The organism is Streptomyces speibonae (genome assembly GCF_984686075.1).
Map to the genome: position 1 here is coordinate 4,833,274 of NZ_OZ480260.1, position 17,906 is coordinate 4,851,179.

General features: G+C 71.0%; 19 protein-coding genes and 1 tRNA gene. 13 read left to right on the plus strand and 7 right to left on the minus strand.

Going from position 1 to position 17,906, the window contains the following annotated elements; all coding sequences use genetic code 11:
• Positions 1 to 77: 77 nt before the first annotated feature.
• The 5 genes from moaC (at position 78) to AC5L3C_RS21975 (ending at position 3,287) form a co-directional block, all read left to right on the plus strand.
• On the plus strand, positions 78 to 590 hold the full coding sequence (moaC, locus tag AC5L3C_RS21955; RefSeq protein ID WP_493650458.1) for a cyclic pyranopterin monophosphate synthase MoaC: 513 nt from the start codon (positions 78 to 80) through the stop codon (positions 588 to 590).
• On the plus strand, positions 587 to 1,090 hold the full coding sequence (locus tag AC5L3C_RS21960) for a MogA/MoaB family molybdenum cofactor biosynthesis protein (protein WP_493650459.1): 504 nt from the start codon (positions 587 to 589) through the stop codon (positions 1,088 to 1,090). Before moaC ends, AC5L3C_RS21960 begins: the two co-directional genes overlap by 4 nt.
• A gap of 26 nt (positions 1,091 to 1,116) precedes the next feature.
• Positions 1,117 to 1,785: a GNAT family N-acetyltransferase gene (locus AC5L3C_RS21965; protein ID WP_493653972.1), complete on the plus strand. Its 669-nt coding sequence runs from the start codon at positions 1,117 to 1,119 to the stop codon at positions 1,783 to 1,785.
• 171 nt (positions 1,786 to 1,956) lie between these two features.
• Entirely contained in the window at positions 1,957 to 3,144 is a 1,188-nt protein-coding gene (gene sepX / locus AC5L3C_RS21970) for a divisome protein SepX/GlpR (protein WP_493650460.1), read from the plus strand.
• A 69-nt stretch (positions 3,145 to 3,213) separates the two neighbouring features.
• A tRNA-Ala gene (locus AC5L3C_RS21975) sits at positions 3,214 to 3,287 on the plus strand.
• 59 nt (positions 3,288 to 3,346) lie between these two features.
• On the opposite strand, the gene AC5L3C_RS21980 is transcribed toward AC5L3C_RS21975, so the two are convergent.
• Positions 3,347 to 3,607 carry a winged helix-turn-helix domain-containing protein gene (locus AC5L3C_RS21980; RefSeq protein ID WP_493650461.1) on the minus strand — a complete coding sequence of 87 codons (261 nt, stop codon included), beginning with the start codon at positions 3,605 to 3,607 and terminating at the stop codon, positions 3,347 to 3,349.
• Positions 3,608 to 3,790: 183 nt separating this feature from the next.
• Between AC5L3C_RS21980 and AC5L3C_RS21985 the strand changes: the two genes are divergently transcribed.
• Positions 3,791 to 4,066 carry a hypothetical protein gene (locus AC5L3C_RS21985; protein WP_493650462.1) on the plus strand — a complete coding sequence of 92 codons (276 nt, stop codon included), beginning with the start codon at positions 3,791 to 3,793 and terminating at the stop codon, positions 4,064 to 4,066.
• Positions 4,063 to 4,455: a hypothetical protein gene (locus tag AC5L3C_RS21990; protein ID WP_493650463.1), complete on the plus strand. Its 393-nt coding sequence runs from the start codon at positions 4,063 to 4,065 to the stop codon at positions 4,453 to 4,455. Before AC5L3C_RS21985 ends, AC5L3C_RS21990 begins: the two co-directional genes overlap by 4 nt.
• A 134-nt stretch (positions 4,456 to 4,589) precedes the next feature.
• Here the strand turns inward: AC5L3C_RS21990 and AC5L3C_RS21995 are convergent, their stop codons facing one another.
• From AC5L3C_RS21995 to AC5L3C_RS22010, 4 genes are all read right to left on the minus strand, one after another.
• Positions 4,590 to 5,159, minus strand: a complete 570-nt coding sequence (locus AC5L3C_RS21995; protein ID WP_493650464.1) for a hypothetical protein — start codon at positions 5,157 to 5,159, stop codon at positions 4,590 to 4,592.
• A complete protein-coding gene (locus tag AC5L3C_RS22000; protein ID WP_493650465.1) occupies positions 5,156 to 7,072 on the minus strand; it encodes an alpha/beta hydrolase in 1,917 nt (638 codons plus the stop codon). The genes AC5L3C_RS21995 and AC5L3C_RS22000 overlap by 4 nt, the downstream gene beginning before the upstream one ends.
• Complete coding sequence (locus tag AC5L3C_RS22005; protein ID WP_493650466.1) at positions 7,057 to 7,530, minus strand: amino acid ABC transporter permease; 474 nt, start codon at positions 7,528 to 7,530, stop codon at positions 7,057 to 7,059. Before AC5L3C_RS22005 ends, AC5L3C_RS22000 begins: the two co-directional genes overlap by 16 nt.
• A 220-nt stretch (positions 7,531 to 7,750) precedes the next feature.
• Positions 7,751 to 8,227 (minus strand): GNAT family N-acetyltransferase, encoded by a 477-nt coding sequence (locus tag AC5L3C_RS22010; RefSeq protein ID WP_493650467.1) that lies wholly within the window; start codon positions 8,225 to 8,227, stop codon positions 7,751 to 7,753.
• A gap of 50 nt (positions 8,228 to 8,277) precedes the next feature.
• Here AC5L3C_RS22010 and AC5L3C_RS22015 point away from each other — a divergent pair, with 50 nt between their 5' ends.
• Entirely contained in the window at positions 8,278 to 9,090 is an 813-nt protein-coding gene (locus AC5L3C_RS22015; protein ID WP_493650468.1) for an exodeoxyribonuclease III, read from the plus strand.
• Positions 9,091 to 9,117: 27 nt separating this feature from the next.
• Here the strand turns inward: AC5L3C_RS22015 and AC5L3C_RS22020 are convergent, their stop codons facing one another.
• Positions 9,118 to 9,741: a MerR family transcriptional regulator gene (locus AC5L3C_RS22020; RefSeq protein ID WP_493653974.1), complete on the minus strand. Its 624-nt coding sequence runs from the start codon at positions 9,739 to 9,741 to the stop codon at positions 9,118 to 9,120.
• 178 nt (positions 9,742 to 9,919) lie between these two features.
• Here AC5L3C_RS22020 and AC5L3C_RS22025 point away from each other — a divergent pair, with 178 nt between their 5' ends.
• From AC5L3C_RS22025 to AC5L3C_RS22040, 4 genes are all read left to right on the plus strand, one after another.
• Positions 9,920 to 11,440 carry a flavin-containing monooxygenase gene (locus AC5L3C_RS22025; RefSeq protein ID WP_493650469.1) on the plus strand — a complete coding sequence of 507 codons (1,521 nt, stop codon included), beginning with the start codon at positions 9,920 to 9,922 and terminating at the stop codon, positions 11,438 to 11,440.
• Complete coding sequence (locus AC5L3C_RS22030) at positions 11,437 to 12,381, plus strand: alpha/beta fold hydrolase (RefSeq protein WP_493650470.1); 945 nt, start codon at positions 11,437 to 11,439, stop codon at positions 12,379 to 12,381. The genes AC5L3C_RS22025 and AC5L3C_RS22030 overlap by 4 nt, the downstream gene beginning before the upstream one ends.
• Positions 12,378 to 13,262, plus strand: a complete 885-nt coding sequence (locus AC5L3C_RS22035; protein WP_493650471.1) for an SDR family oxidoreductase — start codon at positions 12,378 to 12,380, stop codon at positions 13,260 to 13,262. The genes AC5L3C_RS22030 and AC5L3C_RS22035 overlap by 4 nt, the downstream gene beginning before the upstream one ends.
• Before the next feature lie 75 nt (positions 13,263 to 13,337).
• Positions 13,338 to 13,517, plus strand: a complete 180-nt coding sequence (locus AC5L3C_RS22040) for a hypothetical protein (protein ID WP_149548789.1) — start codon at positions 13,338 to 13,340, stop codon at positions 13,515 to 13,517.
• An 81-nt stretch (positions 13,518 to 13,598) separates the two neighbouring features.
• Here the strand turns inward: AC5L3C_RS22040 and AC5L3C_RS22045 are convergent, their stop codons facing one another.
• Complete coding sequence (locus AC5L3C_RS22045; RefSeq protein ID WP_493650472.1) at positions 13,599 to 17,096, minus strand: S41 family peptidase; 3,498 nt, start codon at positions 17,094 to 17,096, stop codon at positions 13,599 to 13,601.
• Positions 17,097 to 17,263: 167 nt separating this feature from the next.
• Here AC5L3C_RS22045 and AC5L3C_RS22050 point away from each other — a divergent pair, with 167 nt between their 5' ends.
• Positions 17,264 to 17,863 carry a TetR/AcrR family transcriptional regulator gene (locus AC5L3C_RS22050; RefSeq protein WP_493650473.1) on the plus strand — a complete coding sequence of 200 codons (600 nt, stop codon included), beginning with the start codon at positions 17,264 to 17,266 and terminating at the stop codon, positions 17,861 to 17,863.
• Positions 17,864 to 17,906 lie beyond the last annotated feature (43 nt).

Below are 17,906 nucleotides of genomic sequence, written 5' to 3' on the forward strand. Positions count from 1 at the left end.
GTTGGCGGTACCGTGTCGCGCACAGCAGGCCCGTGCGCCGCACCGCGCGGGACCAGGACCGGGAGCGCCACACGATCATGACCGAGCCTTCCCGGGGGGCGACCCCCGGATCCTCCGAGCAGCACCGGCTGACCCACATCGACGAGGCGGGCGCCGCCCGCATGGTCGATGTGTCCGCCAAGGACGTCACCGCGCGCACCGCGCGGGCGACCGGCCGCGTCCTCGTCTCCCCGCGCGTGATCGAGCTGCTGCGCGGCGAGGGCGTCCCCAAGGGCGACGCGCTGGCCACCGCGCGCATCGCGGGCATCATGGGCGCCAAACGCACCCCCGATCTGATCCCGCTGTGCCATCCGCTGGCGCTGTCCGGTGTGACACTGGACCTGTCGGTCGCGGACGACGCCGTGGAGATCGCGGCGACCGTACGGACGACGGACCGCACGGGTGTCGAGATGGAGGCGCTCACCGCGGTGTCCGTGGCCGCGCTCACCGTGATCGACATGGTCAAGGCGGTCGACAAGGAGGCGGTCATCACGGACGTGCGGGTGGAGGAGAAGACGGGCGGCAAGTCGGGCGACTGGAGCCGGTCATGAGCTACCGGGCGCTGGTGGTCACGGCATCCAACCGGGCCGCCGCCGGGGTCTACGAGGACAAAGGCGGTCCGCTGATCGCGGACGGCCTCAAGCGCTTGGGGTTCGCCGTCGACGGCCCCCAGGTGGTCCCCGACGGCGACCCCGTGGAGGCGGCCCTCCGCGCGGGTGCCGACGCCGGGTACGACGTCGTCGTCACCACCGGAGGCACCGGCATCTCGCCCACCGACCGCACCCCGGAGGCGACCCGCCGGGTGATCGACCGCGAGGTCCCCGGCATCGCGGAGGCCATCCGGGCGTACGGCCGGGAGAAGGTGCCCACGGCCGCCCTCTCCCGGGGCCTCGCCGGAGTCGCGGGCGGGACCCTGATCGTCAACCTGCCCGGGTCCTCCGGCGGGGTGAAGGACGGGCTCGCCGTGCTGGAGCCGCTGCTGAAGCACGCCGTGGACCAGCTGCGCGGCGGGGACCACCCGAGGCCGGACGCCGGCGGGGGTGCGAGCTGAACAGCCCACACTGGCCGGTGGAACTGGTGGACGGCGACATCGTCCTCCGGCCGATAAGGCTGCGCGACCAGAAGGCCTGGCGCGAGGTCAACCGCCGCAACCGCGACTGGCTGCGGCCCTGGGAGGCGACCATCCCGCCGCCCACGCCCAGCGGTCCGATCACCCATCGCCCCACCTACCGGCAGATGGTCCGCCACCTGCGCTCCGAGGCGAACGCGGGCCGGATGCTGCCCTTCGTCATCGAGTACCAGGGGCGCCTCGTCGGCCAGTTGACGGTGGCCGGGATCACCTGGGGCTCGATGTGCTCGGGTCACGTCGGCTACTGGGTCGACGAGGCCGTGGCCGGACGCGGAGTGGTGCCGACGGCCGTGGCGATGGCCGTGGACCACTGTTTCCGCACCGTCGGACTGCACCGTATCGAGGTCTGCATTCGCCCCGAGAACATGCCGAGCCGCAGGGTCGTGGAGAAACTCGGATTCCGTGAGGAAGGGCTGCGGCCCCGATATCTGCACATCGACGGCGCCTGGCGGGACCATCTCGTCTTCGCGCTCACGGCGGAAGAAGTCGCCGACGGTTTGCTCGCCCGGTGGCACCGGGCACGCTCTCAGCAGCGCTCCGGCTCCGAGCTGCCGGGACACGAGCTGCCGGGACACGAGCGGCACGGCCGAGGAATCGCGCATGGCCCCGGAAATTGAATAAATGTTCGAATTTGGCGGCGGACTGACCGTCTTCGAGCCGGGAATTCCGTTTCGGGAGGCCTCTTGAACGTGGCCGTCACAAAAAATGTTCGAAATATCAGCCAGATCGTGCGACACACCGGCCCAATTGGCGGATGGGCCGCGCCAAACCCCTCTACCGTGTGAGGCGTGAGCAGCAGCGGCCTCATCTACGCAGTCATCGTCGGGGCCTGGGCCGCCTACTTGGTGCCGATGTGGCTCCGTAGGCAGGACGAGCTGAACGAGGCCCGTCCGACGGAACGCTTCAGCACCGCCATCCGATTGCTGTCCGGACGGGCGGGCATGGAGCGCCGGTACGCCAAGGACCTGCGGGCGCGCTCCTCCGAGGAGGGGGAGCAGGGCGTCCACGACCCGGATGCGATCACCGACTCGGTGGACGTCCGGGCCTTCGCCGTGTCCCAGACCCGTCGCCACACCCGGGCGCCCCTTCCCTCCGCCCCCGAGGAGCAGCCGGCCCCGGCGCCCGCCCGGCCCCCGCGCGAACGCGCGGAACGGCGTACGTCGGAACCCGCCCCCGCGCGGGGACGCGTCCCGGCCGCCCGACGCCCCTCGGAGGCACGCGCGGCGCAGGCCGCGGCCGCGCGCGCCCGGCGCTCGAAGGTGCTGGCCCGCCGCCGGCGCACCACGACGATGCTCTTCGTCGCCTTCACGCTCGGCGCGGTCGTCGCGGCGGTGGGTGGACTGGCCTTCCTCTGGGCACCCGGTGTGCCGGCCCTGCTGCTGAGCGCGTACATCGCCTATCTCCGCTCCCAGGAGCGCCGCCGCTTCGCCTACCAGATGGACCGCCGCCAGGCCGAGGTCGCCGCGCAGCGGCTGCGCGAGCGCGAGCGCCAGCCGCGTCGCCGCCCGTCCGTCGACGACGCCGACCCCGACGAACCGGAGGGTCCGGAAGCCGGAGCCGTCGTCGACCCGGGCCTGACCGCGCTCGCCGCGGACCGGCGCGCGCTCGTCGAGCAGACCGACCACGCGGAGTGGGTCGACCAGCAGCGCGAGCGGCAGCGCCGCCCCGGCCAGGGCGGCGACAGCTGGGATCCCGTCCCGGTCCCGCTCCCCACGTACGTCACGGCCCCGGTCGCCCCGCGCGCCACCAGCGACGTGGACCTCGGCGCCCCGGACACCTGGAGCTCGGCCCGCTCCAGCGCGGTGCCGGCGGAGGAGACCGCCCAGGCCGAGGAAGCGGACCCGGACCCCGCCCCCGCCGACGAGCGCACCGACGCCCGCCGCGCGGCCTCCGCCCGCCGCTCCCGCGAGCGCGGCCGCACACCGCTCTTCGACCAGTACGAGGACGGCGACCGCCCCAAGGCCGCCAACGAGTGACCCCCGGATCCCACCGGCAACGGATTTCCGGGCACCCGGATCGGGATGCTAAAGTTTCACTCGTTGCAAGGGCCTGTGGCGCAGTCCGGTAGCGCACCTCGTTCGCATCGAGGGGGCCAGGGGTTCAAATCCCCTCAGGTCCACCGCAGCTGAGCCCCCGCCGAGAAATCGGCGGGGGCTTCTTCATGTTGTGGGAGTACCGTCACCCGCCGTCGGGTGTCCCGGCGGAGCCCTCCTCGGGCGTTGCGATGACGTAGGTGCCCTTCGCGGGCAGTGTTGCGACGAGGCCTCGCCTTCGCAACTCGACGATGGCGCGCCGTACGGTGCCGATGCTCACCCCGTACACCTCCGTCATGGCACGCTCACCCGGCAGCGCCGCTCCCTGGGGGATCTTGCCGGAGGCGATGTCAGCGGTGATGGAGTCCGCGAGCTTCACATACTCGTAGCGGGGCAGCTCAGTCATCCCTCTACGATCCCGGATCGCACAGCAGTGCGTAGAGGTAGGACGCTATCGGACGCGTTGGAACGCGGTAGGACGAAGAGGGGTGCAGGGGGACGCGGTTGTCGCTATGGTCGAGGACGACAAGACCCCGGCGAGGTGGCCAGACCTCCCGGGGCACGGTCAACGCTGAACTGGAGCGTCAACATGCACGACCCTATCCGCCGTGCCATCCGGTGGCTCGGCTTCCTCCTCGGTCCCGGTACCGGAGTCCACCGCGCGGGTCAGACCCCTCCCGCGCACATCACCGTCCGTCCCGCCGAGCTGGTCGGCCTCCCGGCTCACCGGTCCCCGTACTGCTCGCACATCCCCCTCGACGGAGTCGACTCCCGGCTCGTGCGCCCCTACGTCGTACCGGCCGCCGGCTTCGGAACCGGCCTGGACGAGAGCGTCGTCGGCGGCGCGGAAAGGGCGGCGGCATGACGCATCCATATGCCTCGCTCAGGCTTCTGCCCTGGTCCTCGCCGGACGGGAAGCCCTGCCTTCTCGCCAACGGCAGTGACGGATACGTCTCTCGGATGGCCGACGAGACGGAGGCACGGCAACTCGCCGACGGTATGGACGTACTCGAGCGCGCCCGGCGCGTGCTGGAGAACCCGATGTCACCGCACGTCCAGGTGCGGTACGGCGCCATCCGCCTGGCCGAGTGCCTCGCCGACGCACTGCGCATCGCGGAATCTCGCGGACGACGCCTGTCTCAGTCCGACGGTGAAGGCGACGACCACGTTGACACGACGCCCGGCGGGGAGCCCGAGGCAGCGCCCCGATCAGTCGGCCTCGAGACCGCTCCCGTCCCGAAGGAATGCCCCTGACCGACACCAGCACCCCCTCCCGCACACCGCCCTTCCCGTCCCGCCGAGTGGGCAGGACGGACGGGTTGTGCGCGGGGCGCGGGTGCCCGCCGGGCCGCCACGGTGTCGTAGCGGCCTTCTGTCGGCGCGGGCCGTTACGTCGCGGGGGACGAGGGAACGGATGTGGCTGCCGACCAGAATTCGGAGCGGACGTTGGGGTCCGGGATGGGAGTTCCCGTGTAATCGGGGCCGACGGTGTCCGTGGTGGGCGGCGACACGGAGGATTTGGTCACGCAAGGCGTGGCTACCTCGAAAAAGGCCTGGCCATTTGCGCCGAAGAGCAACCGTACATTGAAGTCATCGGGCGTCTTGAAATACGTGGCGGGACTTTTGCTGCTGCGGTTTACTCCGAGCTGCCGATATCCTTGCGACTTCCAATACCGTTCCACCACACCCAGAAAACTGCCTCGGCGTTCCGGGGAAATTATGGTCATTACCGCTCGGCGTCGTGATACGTCACAGTTGCCCTCGGTGGATTCACCATGGGTCCAGTGGATGGCTGGCTTGATGGCCGCGAAGGTGCCGTCAAGGATCTTGTCGGCTTGTTCGGCGGCTTCCTGCATGTTCATGTCTGTCCCATCCCCGGAGGATGAATCACCTGAAGCGCCGCAGCCGACCGCAAAAAGTATCGCCACGGTGGCGACTGCAACGGCGATGGCCCTCATCGTGGCTGCTCCAAAACGATTTCGTCGGCCCTCCCGGCCACGATTCTGGCAATGTTGTCGGCTGACATCTGGTCCTTGGTCGGAGTGAAATACTGTGAGTGCGCGTCAGTCCCACCCTCAACCAGGGTGGGACCATCGTCCACCATGAAGCGCGTGGCGCCGAACGCCTTGCTCGCGGGGTCGGTGCCGAACCAGATCTGGCTGGGGTCGGTCTGCTGGTCCTGGGCCGTGTAACCAGCAATGCCGCCGACGACGGAACCTGCCACACCGCCGACGAGCCCTCCTGGAGGGCCGGCGATGCCCAACCCCAGAACGAGCCCTGCCGACCCGCCGCCGGCGACTCCGGCCCCCATGCCACTGGCTTCCTGGTGATTGGGGAGTTTGGTCACGATGTCGTTGTCCGCTGCACCGACGTACACGTGACCTTCACCGACATTCAACTCGTCAGCGGTCTTCGCGCCGGTGCCGGGACTTCCGACGAGGATGATGTCGTCCGCTCCGGGAACTCCGCCCTTTTCCTGAGCAGCCAAGCCTACGGTGAGGGAGCCGTATGAGTGTCCGATTGCCGTGATGTGAGGGTCGGCGTTTTCGTTCGTTGCGGAGATTCCAGCCATGAAACTGTTGTAGGCAGGAGCTCCTGCCTCGGCGTTTTCTCTGAACATGACGTCGGTGTTGGCGGCCAGGTCCTGGGCGGAGAGTTGGGGTGCGTCGTAACCGAGCCAGACGATTGACGCGGTTGATGTGTGAGGATCTGCTTCGGCGGCGCCGAGGGCAGTGTCCTGGGCCCGCTTGAGCGTACCGTCGGCGAACTCCTTGTCCAGCCTGGTGCCAAGGCCCGGTACATAGGCTGAGACGTTACGTGCCGTGTCCGGATTCCCATAAGAAACGATGGCGCGACCGTTGCCTTCGTCTCCGATGCCCAGCAGGTACATGGGCGGTACGGTCGGAGCTTCCAACTTGCCGCGAATGTCCTTCAACCCGTCCAGTATGGTCTGGGACTTCTCGTCCTCCTGCCCGGAGAGCTTTCCGATCAGGAGCTGAATGTTGTCCCGATTGACCTCGTCCCGGACGATGGCCGGAATGCCGTCCAGGTTGCCGATCACGTCCGGGTATACGGCCAGGTACTGGTCTCGTTGCTCCTGCGTGAGTTGGTCCCACCAGGCCTTGCGATCGGCGGGGGACTTGTCGCGGGGGATGCCGGCTTCCAGGTGGTCCGCAGCGGCGCCGACCGCTTTGGTGTCGGCGGCGGCGTCGGCCCAGGTCTTCTCGTCGACACGGAGGCCCGGGGCGGCCTTGAGTTCGCTGAGCGCCGCTCTGTACCGCTCGTCGATCTCACGCGCCTCGCGTAGGGCGTGGGCGATGCGGTCGGCGATGTCCTGTGCCTTGGCGTGATGCGGATTTGGGTTGATCAGGCCTGGCGCCTCAGGTGTGTACAGTCCTTTGCCATTTGGTGGGTGCAGCCCTCGGTTGTCCGAGGTGAGCATGCCGTTGTTGCCCACGGCTGTTCCACCTGGGATCTCAGTGCCGGTCAGCTCGTTCTTGCCGCCGGAGGGATACCCGATGCTTCCGTCCGCGTACACCGTGTACGACAGGGCGGTGGCATCCTCCAACGCATCCTTCAGCCGCCGCCGAGGAACGGCGATCTCAGACGAGAGGCCGCTCACGGAGGCGCGGATCAGGCGGCATTCCGCATGGATGTAGTGGTAGTTACTGCTCAGCCGTTTCAGGCGTCGGACGGCTGCCTTCGCCGACTCGCTCTCCTGAGTCTTCGCCAGACGTCCGGACATCTCGGCGTCCACACGCTCGCCCGCGGCGTCCGCGTGGTGTGACACCTTCGCCCAGCCGTCCGCGGCGTCGTCCAGCTCCGGCAACGTGAGATCTCGCAGCTGCTGCCAGGTCAACGAGGAGGGCACTCTTCACGGCCTTCCGCAGGCACGTTCACGGCACGCACTGCGGCGACGATGGCCCCCTCGCGCTCGCCCATCTCCTTGGCGACGGCGCGCAGCTTGGGCCCCAGCGACTCGCACTCCCCGCGTACCGCCTCCAAGCGCTTCTCCCAGGAGGCGAGTACGGTCGTCAGCACCTCCACGCTCGCCAGGCCCTCCGCGCCCTTCGACACGCCTGTGTGTCCGGACTGCAGGTGCTTCTTCGTCGACTCGGTGCTGATTCTCAGGTCTTCCGCTGCGCCTGCCGCCCGGGTCCACGGCCCGCCAGAGTGCTTAAGAGTCCCTGAGCCGCCGGTGGCTCCGGTCTTGGCTCCGCCCGTGGGCGTGTCACCGCCCTGGTCAGCGGGCAGTTGGTTGAGCTGCATCCGCGCGGTGTGCCGATCGGCCGCTTCGGCCTTCAACTGTGCCCATTCGTCCCACGCCATGCGTGGACCCCCCTGCCGTGCGCCGCCGAGTTGATGTGAGCGCGTGGTCGTCGCGCCGTTGTGATCAGCACGGACGTTAGCGGACGATCTTCGTCTGCCTCATGCGCAGGGGCCACCAGAGCGTCTGAGTATGTGTACTCAGGCGGCATCCGGACGTCGGAATCCGGGCCATCGGCAGAGTGGCAGTCGTACCGCGGGCTTGCCCGGGCCACTCGGTTCGCTACAGCGTCTTCGCGTAGCAGCGGCTTTCCTCGTGGTGGCGGTAGTAGCCGAATTTTTCGCAGGGTTTGTAGCCGCTGGAGGTGTAGAGGGCTATGGCCTCCGGCTGCTGGGTGCCGGTTTCCAGGACCATGCGGGTGCGGGCGGCCGCGCGGGCGTCCTCCTCCAGGGCGGCCAGGATGCGGCGGGCGAGGCCCCGGCCGCGCATCTGCTCGATCACGTACATGCGCTTGAGCTCGGCGTCGCCGTCGCGGTTGCCCTCGCCGTTGGCGTTCTGGACGCGCCAGCCGCCGGAGGCCACGGGGACGCCGGCCTCGTCGTACGCGATGAGGTAGATGCCGTTGGGGGGTGTGAAGTCCGCCGGGTGCATGGGGGTGGAGTCGCCGCCGTCGCCGTAGCGGACGTGGTACTCGGCCTGGACCTCGGCGTCCAGCTTCACGGCGTCGGGGTGGTCGTAGGGGACCGGGCGGATTTCCATGCCGATTACCGTAAAACATGCGCGGACATGGAGTGTCGTATCGTGCCCTGATGCTTACTGTGACCTCCGTCAACGTCAATGGGCTGCGGGCCGCCGCCAAGAAGGGTTTCGTGCAGTGGCTGGCCGGGACCTCCGCCGATGTGATCTGCCTGCAGGAGGTGCGGGCGGAGGCGGAGCAGCTGCCGGAGCAGGTGCGGGAGCCCGAGGGGTGGCATGTCGTGCACGCGCCCGCCGCCGCGAAGGGGCGGGCCGGGGTGTCGCTGTACAGCCGGCGGGAGCCCGACCGGGTGCGGACCGGATTCGGGTCGGCGGAGTTCGACGGCAGCGGGCGGTACGTGGAAGTCGATCTGCCGGGTGTGACGGTCGCCTCGTTGTATCTGCCGTCCGGGGAGGTCGGGACCGAGCGGCAGGACGAGAAGGTGCGGTTCATGGGTGAGTTCTTCGCCCACTTGAAGGGGCTGCGTGAGCGGGCGGCCGCGGAGGGGCGCGAGGTCGTCGTCTGCGGGGACTGGAACATCGCCCATGAGAAGGCCGATCTGAGAAACTGGCGCGGGAACACGAAGAATTCCGGGTTCCTGCCGGAGGAGCGGGAGTGGCTGTCCCGGGTGCTCGACCCGGCGGACGGCGGGTACGTCGACGTCGTGCGGGTGCTGCATCCGGACGTCGACGGGCCGTACTCGTGGTGGTCGTACCGGGGGCGGGCGTTCGACAACGACACGGGGTGGAGGATCGACTATCAGATGGCGACGCCGGGGCTGGCCGAGCGCGCCGTCAAGGCGTATGTCGAGCGTGCCGCCACCCACGCCGAGCGATGGTCGGACCACGCCCCGGTGACCGTCGTCTACGAACGGGCGGCGGGCTGACGCGCCGCCCGTGAGCCCAGCCTCCCGTCACTGGTCCTGCTTGCGCTGGCGGCGGTCCAGGGCCAGGGAGAGTTCCGCGTCGACCACGCTGCGGGCCAGGGGGCGCAGGCGGTGGAGGGTCTCCTCCGGGGCGTGGCGGAGGATCAGGGTGGCGAAGAGGTCGGCCAGGGCGTCGGCGTGCGTGCGGACCTCCGCGCCGGTGCGCAGTACCTCCGCCAGCGGGATGCCCTCGCGGACCAGGGCCGACGACACGTCCAGCAGGCGGCGGCTGATGTGGACGATCTCCTCGCCGTCGACGCCGAGGTAGCCGAGGTCCAGCGCGGCGGCGAGGTTCTCCGGGGTGACCTCGCCCGCGAAGTGGTCGGCGAGTTCCTCGGGGGTGAGGCGGACCGGTGTCTCCTCGGTGGGGGTGTCCATGCCGAGGAGGTCGCCGACGTCGCGGCCGTGGTCGAAGGCCTCGGCGAGCTCGGCTATGCCGTTCAGCGTGTGGCCGCGTTCCAGCAGCGCCGTGATCGTGCGCAGCCGGGCCAGGTGCTGGTCGTCGTACCAGGCGATGCGGCCCTCGCGGCGCGGCGGCGGGATCAGCTTGCGTTCGCGGTAGAAGCGCAGCGTGCGCACCGTGATGCCGGCCAGTCTCGCCAGCTCCTCCATGCGGTACTCGCGCCGCTCACCGGGTCCTTCGCTGTCTGCCGCCACACCGGAAAGCCTAGGGCGTACCGGCGGTAAGTATCCGTGCGCACCCCCTACCCATCAGTACGGTGCTGCTCTACGCTCCCCATTGCGCCAGTGGTCACTGGCAGCTTTGCGAGCGACGCGTGGAGGCTTCGGGATGGCCGAGCACGAGCACGAACATGTACGGGTGGCGGTGGTCGGGTCCGGTTTCGGCGGTCTCGGGGCCGCCGTCCGGCTGAGGCGCGAGGGGATCACCGACTTCGTCGTGCTGGAGCGGGCGGGCACCGTCGGGGGCACCTGGCGCGACAACAGCTACCCCGGGTGTGCGTGCGATGTGCCCTCGCATCTGTACTCCTTCTCCTTCGCGCCCAATCCCGAGTGGCCCCGCTCCTTCTCCGGGCAGGAGCACATCCGCGCCTACCTGGAGCACGTCACCGACGTCTTCGGCCTGCGCCCGCACCTGCGCTTCGACTCGGAGGTGAAGCGGATGGCGTGGGACGCCGAGCGGCTGCGGTGGGACATCGAGACCAGCAGCGGCAACCTCAGCGCCGATGTGGTGGTCTCGGCCACCGGCGCGCTCTCCGAGCCCAGGCTGCCGGACGTCCCCGGGCTCGACACCTTCCCCGGCAAGGTGTTCCACTCCGCCCAGTGGGACCACGACTACGACCTGCGCGGCAAGCGGGTCGCCATGATCGGCACCGGCGCGTCCGCGATCCAGATCGTGCCCTCGATCCAGCCGCTCGTCTCCCGGCTCACCCTCTTCCAGCGCACGCCCGCCTGGGTCCTGCCCCGCGCCGACCGGCGGATCAGCGCCGCCGAGCGGGCCCTGCACCGCACCCTGCCGTTCACCACCAAGCTCCGCCGCGGACTGCTCTGGGGCATCCGGGAGCTGGAGATCCAGGCGTTCACCAAGCACACGGGCGAGCTCCGCCTCGTCGGTCAGCTGGCCAAGCGCAGCATGGCCCGCGCGGTCAAGGACCCGGCCCTGCGCGCCAAGCTCACCCCCGACTACCGCATCGGCTGCAAGCGGATCCTGCTGTCCAGCACGTACTACCCGGCGCTCGCGCGGCCCAACGTCGACGTCGTCGGCGCGCTGAGCGAGGTGCGCGGGTCGACCGTCGTCGCGGCCGACGGTACCGAGGCCGAGGTCGACGCGATCGTGTTCGGCACCGGGTTCCACGTCACCGACATGCCCATCGCCGAACGGGTCGTCGGCGCCGACGGCAGGACCCTCGCCGAGGCCTGGGCGGGCGGGATGCAGGCGCTGCGCGGCGCGTCCGCCGCCGGATTCCCCAACTGGATGACGGTCGTCGGGCCCAACACCGGCCTCGCCAACTCCTCCATGATCTACATGATCGAGTCCCAGCTGAACTACCTGGCCGACTACCTGCGCCAGCTGGACGTCCTGGGCGGCCGGGTCGCCCTCGACGCCCGCCCCAGCGCCGTACGCGCCTGGAACCACCGGATCCAGGAGCGGATGAAGCGCACGGTGTGGAACACCGGCGGCTGCACCAGCTGGTACCTCGACGCGAGCGGGCGCAACACCACCATCTGGCCGGGGACCACGGCCGAGTTCCGGCGCGAGACACGGCGCGTGGATCTCGCCGAGTACGCCGTTCTGCGCGCCGCCCCCGCCCGGCCGGAGCCCACCCGGGAGAACACCGGGGTGACCGCATGAGCCGCCGCACCCACGTCACCTCCGGGCCGTACGCCCCGCCCGTCGCCGCCCGTGAGCTGACCGCCGTCTGCGCCGACGGCACCCGGCTGCACGTCGAGGTGCACGGACCCGAAGCGGCCCCCGCGGTCGTGCTCGCCCACGGCTGGACCTGCTCGACCGCCTTCTGGGCGGCGCAGATCCGCGACCTGGCCGCCGGCCACCGGGTCATCGCCTACGACCAGCGCGGCCACGGACGCACACCCGCGAGCCCGGTGTGCAGCACCCGGGCGCTCGCCGACGACCTGGAGGCCGTGCTCACCGCCACCCTCGCCCCCGGGGAGCGGGCCGTGCTCGCCGGCCACTCCATGGGCGCGATGGCCGTGATCGCCGCCTCCGCCCGGCCCGCGCTGCGCGAGCACGCCGCCGCCGCGCTGCTGTGCAGCACCGGCACGTCGCGGCTGGTGCCCGAGTCGACGGTGGTGCCGATGCGGCCGGGGCGGGCGCGCACCTGGCTGACCGGCCGCCTCCTCGGCTCCCGGCTGCCGCTCGGACCGGTCACACCGATGGCCCGCCGCATCCTCAAGTACGGGACGATGGGGCCCGCTTCGGCGCCGCACATGGTCGAGGCCTGCGCCCGCATCGTGCACGCCTGCCCGCGCGGGGTGCGCCACGCCTGGTCGCACATCCTCGCCGAGCTCGATCTCGACCATGCCGCACGGGAGTTGCGCGTGCCCACCGAGGTCGTCGCGGGCGCGGCGGACCGGCTCACCCCGCCCGTGCACGCCCGCACACTGGCCGCCGCGCTGCCGCGGTGCCTCGGCCTCACCGAACTGCCGGGGGTCGGCCACATGACGCCCGTCGAGGCGCCCGGCCTCGTCACCGAGAAGATCCGGACACTGGCCGCCGCCCACCTTCCCGGCGCGGACCGTCCCGCCCAACCCGCCGTCGAGGAGAGCGCATGAGCAGGGTCAGTCTCGAAGGAAAGGTCGCCGTCGTCACCGGAGCGGCCCGCGGCGTAGGGGAGTTGCTCGCCCGCAAGCTCTCCGCGCGCGGCGTGAAGGTGGCGCTGGTCGGGCTGGAGCCGGACGCGCTCAAGGACGTCTCCGCGCGGCTGCACAGCGACAGCGACCACTGGTACGCGGACGTCACCGACCACGAGGCGATGGCCCGTGTCGCGGGCGAGGTGCGCGAGCGGTTCGGCCGGGTGGACATCGTGGTCGCCAACGCCGGTGTGGCCACGGGCGGTCCGTTCGCCGGCTCCGACCCGGAGTCCTGGCGGCGGGTGATCGAGGTCAACCTGATCGGATCGGCGGTCACCGCGCGGGCGTTCCTGCCGCTGCTCGCCGAGAGCCGGGGCTATCTGCTCCAGATAGCCTCCCTCGCCGCGATCACCCCCGCGCCGATGATGACGGCGTACTGCGCCTCCAAGTCCGGTGTGGAGGCGTACGCGCACAGTCTGCGCGCCGAAGTCGGGTACCGGGGCGTGAAGGTGGGCGTCGGCTATCTGTCGTGGACCGACACCGACATGGTGCGCGGGGCCGACCAGGACGACGTGATGCGGGAGTTGCGGCAGCGGCTGCCGTGGCCGTCCAACAAGACCTATCCGCTGGGGCCCGCCGTGGACCGGCTGGTGGCCGGGATCGAGCGGCGGTCGAGCCATGTGTACGGGCAGTGGTGGCTGCGCGGCATGCAGGGGGTGCGCGGGTATCTCCCGGCGGTCATCGGCACGGTGGGGCAGCGGGAGATGCGGCGGTTCGCCGGCCGGCTCGACGGGGTGCGCAAGGGGCTGGTCGGGGCGGGCGGAAACGCCGACGAACAGCACCGCGCTACCGTGCGTAAGTGATCGACATGCGCAGGGTGACCGCCCGTGTGAATCTGGTCGGGCAAGTTCCCCCACCCCACACGGGAGTGAACCCACATGGGTATGAAGGACCAGTTCCAGGAGAAGTCCGAGCAGTTCCAGCAGCAGGCCAAGCAGCGTGCCCAGCAGGGCAAGGAGCAGCTGCAGAACCGCGGCCGCCGGCGTGACGAGGACATGGACGAGCAGCGCCGTCAGCGCGAGTCCGAGGAGCGCTTCGACCAGGACTACGAGGTCTGACGCAGCGCGCCGACATACGGAGAAGGGGTGCCCCGGGCGAAGGGGGCGCCCCTTCTCACGTCGCGGCGCCCGCCTTCGCTCTCACGTCGTACCGCCCGCCTTCGCGTTCCTCGGCGGCAGCCTCGGCCGGGAGCGGTCGGGGACGTCGCGGTAAGTGGGGGGCGTGGCCGGGGGGTTGGCCGCCAGCAGCTCCAGGGCGATCCGCACCGCGTCGTCGAGCACCGCGTAACGGCCCTCGGCCCAGTCCAGCGGGGTGCGCAGCACCTCCAGGTCGGGTGCGACGCCCTTGTTCTCCACGGACCAGCCGTAGGCGTCGAACCAGGCCGCGTTCATCGGCACCGTGATCACCGTGCCGTCCCCGAGCCGGTGCCGGCCGGTCATTCCGACGACTCCGCCCCAGGTGCGCTGGCCCACCACCGGTCCCAGGCCCAGCAGTTTGAACGCGGCGGTGATCATGTCGCCGTCGGAGCTGGTCGCCTCGTCCGCCAGCGCCACCACCGGCCCGCGCGGGGCGTTGGAGGCGTACGACACCGGCTGGGCGTCGCGGGTGAGGTCCCAGCCGATGATGGTGCGGGTCAGCTTCTCGACGACGAGTTCGCTGATGTGCCCGCCGGCGTTGCCGCGCACGTCCACGATCAGGGCGGGCCGGGACATCTCCATGCGCACGTCGCGGTTGAACTGGGCCCAGCCGGAGCCGCCCATGTCGGGGATGTGCAGATAGCCGCAGCGGCCGCTGCTCAACTCCCGGACCACCGCACGGCGTTTGGCCACCCAGTCCTGGTAGCGCAGCGGCGTCTCGTCGATCAGCGGGACGACGGCGACCCTGCGGGGCGGGCCCTGGCCCGCGGAGTCAGAGGGGCCCGAAGGGCCTTCCGCAGAAGGGTGGTGGTGGGCGACGGGCGAGTCAGAGGGGCCCGAAGGGCCTTCCGCAGAAGGGTGGTGGTGGGCGACGGGCGAGTCAGAGGGGCCCGAAGGGCCTTCCGCAGAAGGGTGGTGGTGGGCGACGGGCGAGTCAGAGGGGCCCGAAGGGCCTTCCGCAGAAGGGTGGTGGTGGGCGACGGGCGGGCGGAAGGTCAGCTCCACCGTCGTGCCGCCCGCGCCGGCGAGCAGCGGGTAGGGGCCGGTGACCGGGTCCACGGGGCGGCCGTCGACATGGGTGAGGACCGCGCCCTCGCGGATGCCGGTGCCGGCCAGCGGGGAGCGGGCCCGGGAGTCGGAGGAGTCGCCGGGCAGGATCCGCCTGACCGTCCAGCCCTCCTCGCGGCGGACGAGGTTGGCGCCGAGGAGACCCTGGCGGCGCTGGTAGTGCGGCGGGCCCTCGTTGCGGCGGGCGGCGGTGACATAGGCGTGGGAGGTGCCGAGTTCGCCGAGCACCTCCCGCAGCAGGTCCGCGAACTCGTCGGGGGAGGCGACGCGTTCGACCAGCGGGCGGTACTGGTCCAGCACCGCCTCCCAGTCGATGCCGCACATGCCGGGCTCCCAGAAGTAGGCGCGGATCAGCCGCCCGGCCTCCGCGTACGCCTGGCGCCACTCGGCCGCCGGGTCGGCCTCGTGCAGGATGCGGCGGGCGTCGATCCACACCGTGGAGTCGCTGTCGCCGGGTTCGGTGGCCGGGACCGCGCGCAGTTCGCCCTCGTCGACCACGACCAGCCGGGTGCCGTCGCCGCTGACCGCGAAGAAGTCCAGGTCCGCGACGAGTTCGGACCGCTTCGCCTTGCCGATGTCGAAGTGCTCCAGGGCGGGCCGGCCGCTGGTGTCGTTCGGGTTGACGAAGGTCTCGCCGAGCGCGCCGGAGATCGGCCAGCGCAGCCACACCAGACCGCACCCCGCCACCGGGTACAGCCCCGAGTACTTGGATGCGGCCACCGGGAACGGCGTGACCCTGCTCTCCAGCCCCTCCGCCTCGACGGTCACCGTGCCGGACTCGGCGGCCTCCTCGGCGTCCTCGCGCTCGACCGGGTCTAGTCCGCCGGCGGCCGGGCGGCCCTCGGGGTTGAGGGCGAAGGGGGACGGGGTCGCCGACGACAGCGGCACCAGATAGGGGCGGCAGCCCAGCGGGAAGGACAGATCGCCGGTGTGCACGTCGTACACCGGGTCGAAGCCGCGCCAGGACAGGAAGGCGAGATAGCGGCCGTCCCGGGTGAAGACGGGGTTCTCGTCCTCGAAGCGGCCGCCTGTGACGTCGAGGACGAGCCGGTCGGCGATCCGGGCGAGTCTGATCTGCCGCAGCGAGCGTCCGATGACCGGGTGGGACCACGCCAGCCAGGCCCCGTCGGGGGAGAAGGCGAGATCGCGCACGGGGCCGTTGCCGGAGTGGACCAGCTCGGCGACCTCGCCCCCGTCCTCGTCACCGGTGCTCACCAGCAGCAGCCGTCCGTCGTGCGCGGCGACGGCCAGCCGCTCCCCCTCCGGGTCGGCCACCAGCTCCAGCACCCGGCCCAGCTTCCCCGCGGCCAGGCGCCGGGGCGCGCGCTGACCGGTCGCGCGGGGCAGCGAGGCGATCTCGATGGCGTCGTCGCTCTCGGCGTCCGTCACATACGCCACCTGGTCGCCGGCGCCGAGCATCTCCGGCAGCCGGACCCGTACGCCCGGGGTGTCGGTGAGGGTGCGGGCGGGGCCGTCGCGGTGGGTGAGCCAGTACAGGCTGCCCCGTACGACGACGGCGCTGGCCCGGCCGGTCTCGTCGACGGAGAGGCCGTCCAGGTGCCGGGCGGCCGGCACCTGGTAGGGGCGCCGCCCGGCCCGCGGCCCGCTCAGCCGGACGTCGAGCCGGCGCGGGACGGCATCGGGGGACAGGTCCTCCACGAGCCACAGGTCGCCGGCGCACTGGTAGACGACCCGGGTGCCGTCGCTGGCGGCGTGCCGGGCGTAGAAGGCGTCGTGGTCGGTGTGGCGGCGCAGGTCGGAGCCGTCGTACGCGCACGAGTAGAGGTTGCCGACGCCCTCGTGGTCGGAGAGGAAGGCGATGCGGCCGCCGACGAACATGGGGGAGTGCAGATGGCCGTCGAGGTCCTCGAGCAGCCGGTGCCCGTGCAGCCAGAGCCTGCCCGTGGCGCCGCCCCGGTAGCGCTTCCAGGAGGCGGGTTCGTGCGGCGGGGTGCCGGTGAGCAGCAGTGACTTGCGCTCCCCGGCGATGTCGGCGACCTGGATGTCGGACACCGGGCCCCAGGGCAGCTTGCGGCCGGGGCTGCCGTCGCAGGCGAGCTTGTAGGCCCAGGTGAAGTAGGAGAAGGGCTCGCCGTGGGAGGCGACGGCGAGGATCTCGGCGTGGCCGTCCTCGCCGGGGGGTGCCCAGCCGCAGACCCGGGTGTCGGAGCTGCCCCAGTAGGTGAGGCGCCGCCCGGGCCCGCCGTCCACGGGGACGAGGTGGACCTCGGGGTCGAGACTGCGCCAGCTGGTGTACGCGATGTGCCGGCCGTCGGGGGAGAAGCGGGGGTGGCCGAGCTTGGTGCGGTCGACGGTGAGCCGCCAGGCGCGGCCCGTGCCGTCGAGCGGGGCGAGCCAGAGGTCGTCCTCGGCGACGAAGCACAGCAGGTCGTCCTGGAGGTGCGGCAGACGCAGATAGGTCACCTTTCCCATGCTTTTCCGGGCGCGGGAGCACAGCAACTTATGCGGAACCGACAACCGTGACCCAGGACACGAACGGAACCGTTTCGTTTCGCTAGTGGGGTGGTGTACCTTCGTCGTGTACGAAACCGTGTCGTTCTCTTTGGCGCGGTGGGCGCCGAAGTGGAAGGGTGTGAGGCATGAGCGAAGTAGCGACGGCACGTCGCAGCCGGATCACCCCCGAGCGCGAGGCCGAGCTGTACCGGGCCGTGCTCGATCTGCTCCGCGAGGTCGGCTACGACGCCGTCACGATGGACGCCGTGGCCGCCCGCACCCGGTCCAGCAAGGCCACCCTCTACCGCCAGTGGGGCGGCAAGGCCGAGCTGGTGGTGAAGGCGATGCGCAGCCAGAAGCCAGGCAGCATCGCGGGCATCGACACCGGATCCCTGCGGGGCGACCTGCGCGCCATCATCGGCCGCGGGGACGACTGCGTCATGGAGCAGAACGTCGCCCTGATGCGGGCCCTGTCCATGGCGGCGCACCAGAACGACGATCTCCGCCAGGCGTTCAAGGAACTCCTGGTCGAACCGGAGATGAACGAGTTCAACCGGATCATCCGGCGCGCGGTCGACCGGGGCGAGATCAGCCCCGGCAACCCGGCGCTGGACTACCTGGTGCACATGCTCGTCGGCGCGTTCGCCACGCGGGCGCTGATCGACGATCTGCCGCCCACGCGGGAGTTCCTCCTCTCGTACATCGACGCCGTGGTCCTCCCCGCCCTCGGCGTACCCACCGGCTGACCGCCACCCGGGTCGGCCACCGCAAGTCAGCCACCACCTGACG

What these genes read in the sequence shown, in the direction of transcription:
- moaC (WP_493650458.1), top strand. Translation starts at nt 78, where the DNA reads ATGACCGAGCCTTCCCGGGGGGCGACCCCCGGATCCTCCGAGCAGCAC.
- AC5L3C_RS21985 (WP_493650462.1), top strand. Translation starts at nt 3,791, where the DNA reads ATGCACGACCCTATCCGCCGTGCCATCCGGTGGCTCGGCTTCCTCCTC.
- AC5L3C_RS21960 (WP_493650459.1), top strand. Translation starts at nt 587, where the DNA reads ATGAGCTACCGGGCGCTGGTGGTCACGGCATCCAACCGGGCCGCCGCC.
- AC5L3C_RS22025 (WP_493650469.1), top strand. Translation starts at nt 9,920, where the DNA reads ATGGCCGAGCACGAGCACGAACATGTACGGGTGGCGGTGGTCGGGTCC.
- AC5L3C_RS22010 (WP_493650467.1), bottom strand. Translation starts at nt 8,227, where the DNA reads ATGGAAATCCGCCCGGTCCCCTACGACCACCCCGACGCCGTGAAGCTG.
- AC5L3C_RS21980 (WP_493650461.1), bottom strand. Translation starts at nt 3,607, where the DNA reads ATGACTGAGCTGCCCCGCTACGAGTATGTGAAGCTCGCGGACTCCATC.
- AC5L3C_RS22020 (WP_493653974.1), bottom strand. Translation starts at nt 9,741, where the DNA reads ATGGAGGAGCTGGCGAGACTGGCCGGCATCACGGTGCGCACGCTGCGC.
- AC5L3C_RS22005 (WP_493650466.1), bottom strand. Translation starts at nt 7,530, where the DNA reads ATGGCGTGGGACGAATGGGCACAGTTGAAGGCCGAAGCGGCCGATCGG.
- AC5L3C_RS22015 (WP_493650468.1), top strand. Translation starts at nt 8,278, where the DNA reads ATGCTTACTGTGACCTCCGTCAACGTCAATGGGCTGCGGGCCGCCGCC.
- AC5L3C_RS22035 (WP_493650471.1), top strand. Translation starts at nt 12,378, where the DNA reads ATGAGCAGGGTCAGTCTCGAAGGAAAGGTCGCCGTCGTCACCGGAGCG.
- AC5L3C_RS21990 (WP_493650463.1), top strand. Translation starts at nt 4,063, where the DNA reads ATGACGCATCCATATGCCTCGCTCAGGCTTCTGCCCTGGTCCTCGCCG.
- AC5L3C_RS22050 (WP_493650473.1), top strand. Translation starts at nt 17,264, where the DNA reads ATGAGCGAAGTAGCGACGGCACGTCGCAGCCGGATCACCCCCGAGCGC.
- AC5L3C_RS22040 (WP_149548789.1), top strand. Translation starts at nt 13,338, where the DNA reads ATGGGTATGAAGGACCAGTTCCAGGAGAAGTCCGAGCAGTTCCAGCAG.
- AC5L3C_RS22045 (WP_493650472.1), bottom strand. Translation starts at nt 17,096, where the DNA reads ATGGGAAAGGTGACCTATCTGCGTCTGCCGCACCTCCAGGACGACCTG.
- AC5L3C_RS21995 (WP_493650464.1), bottom strand. Translation starts at nt 5,159, where the DNA reads ATGAGGGCCATCGCCGTTGCAGTCGCCACCGTGGCGATACTTTTTGCG.
- AC5L3C_RS22030 (WP_493650470.1), top strand. Translation starts at nt 11,437, where the DNA reads ATGAGCCGCCGCACCCACGTCACCTCCGGGCCGTACGCCCCGCCCGTC.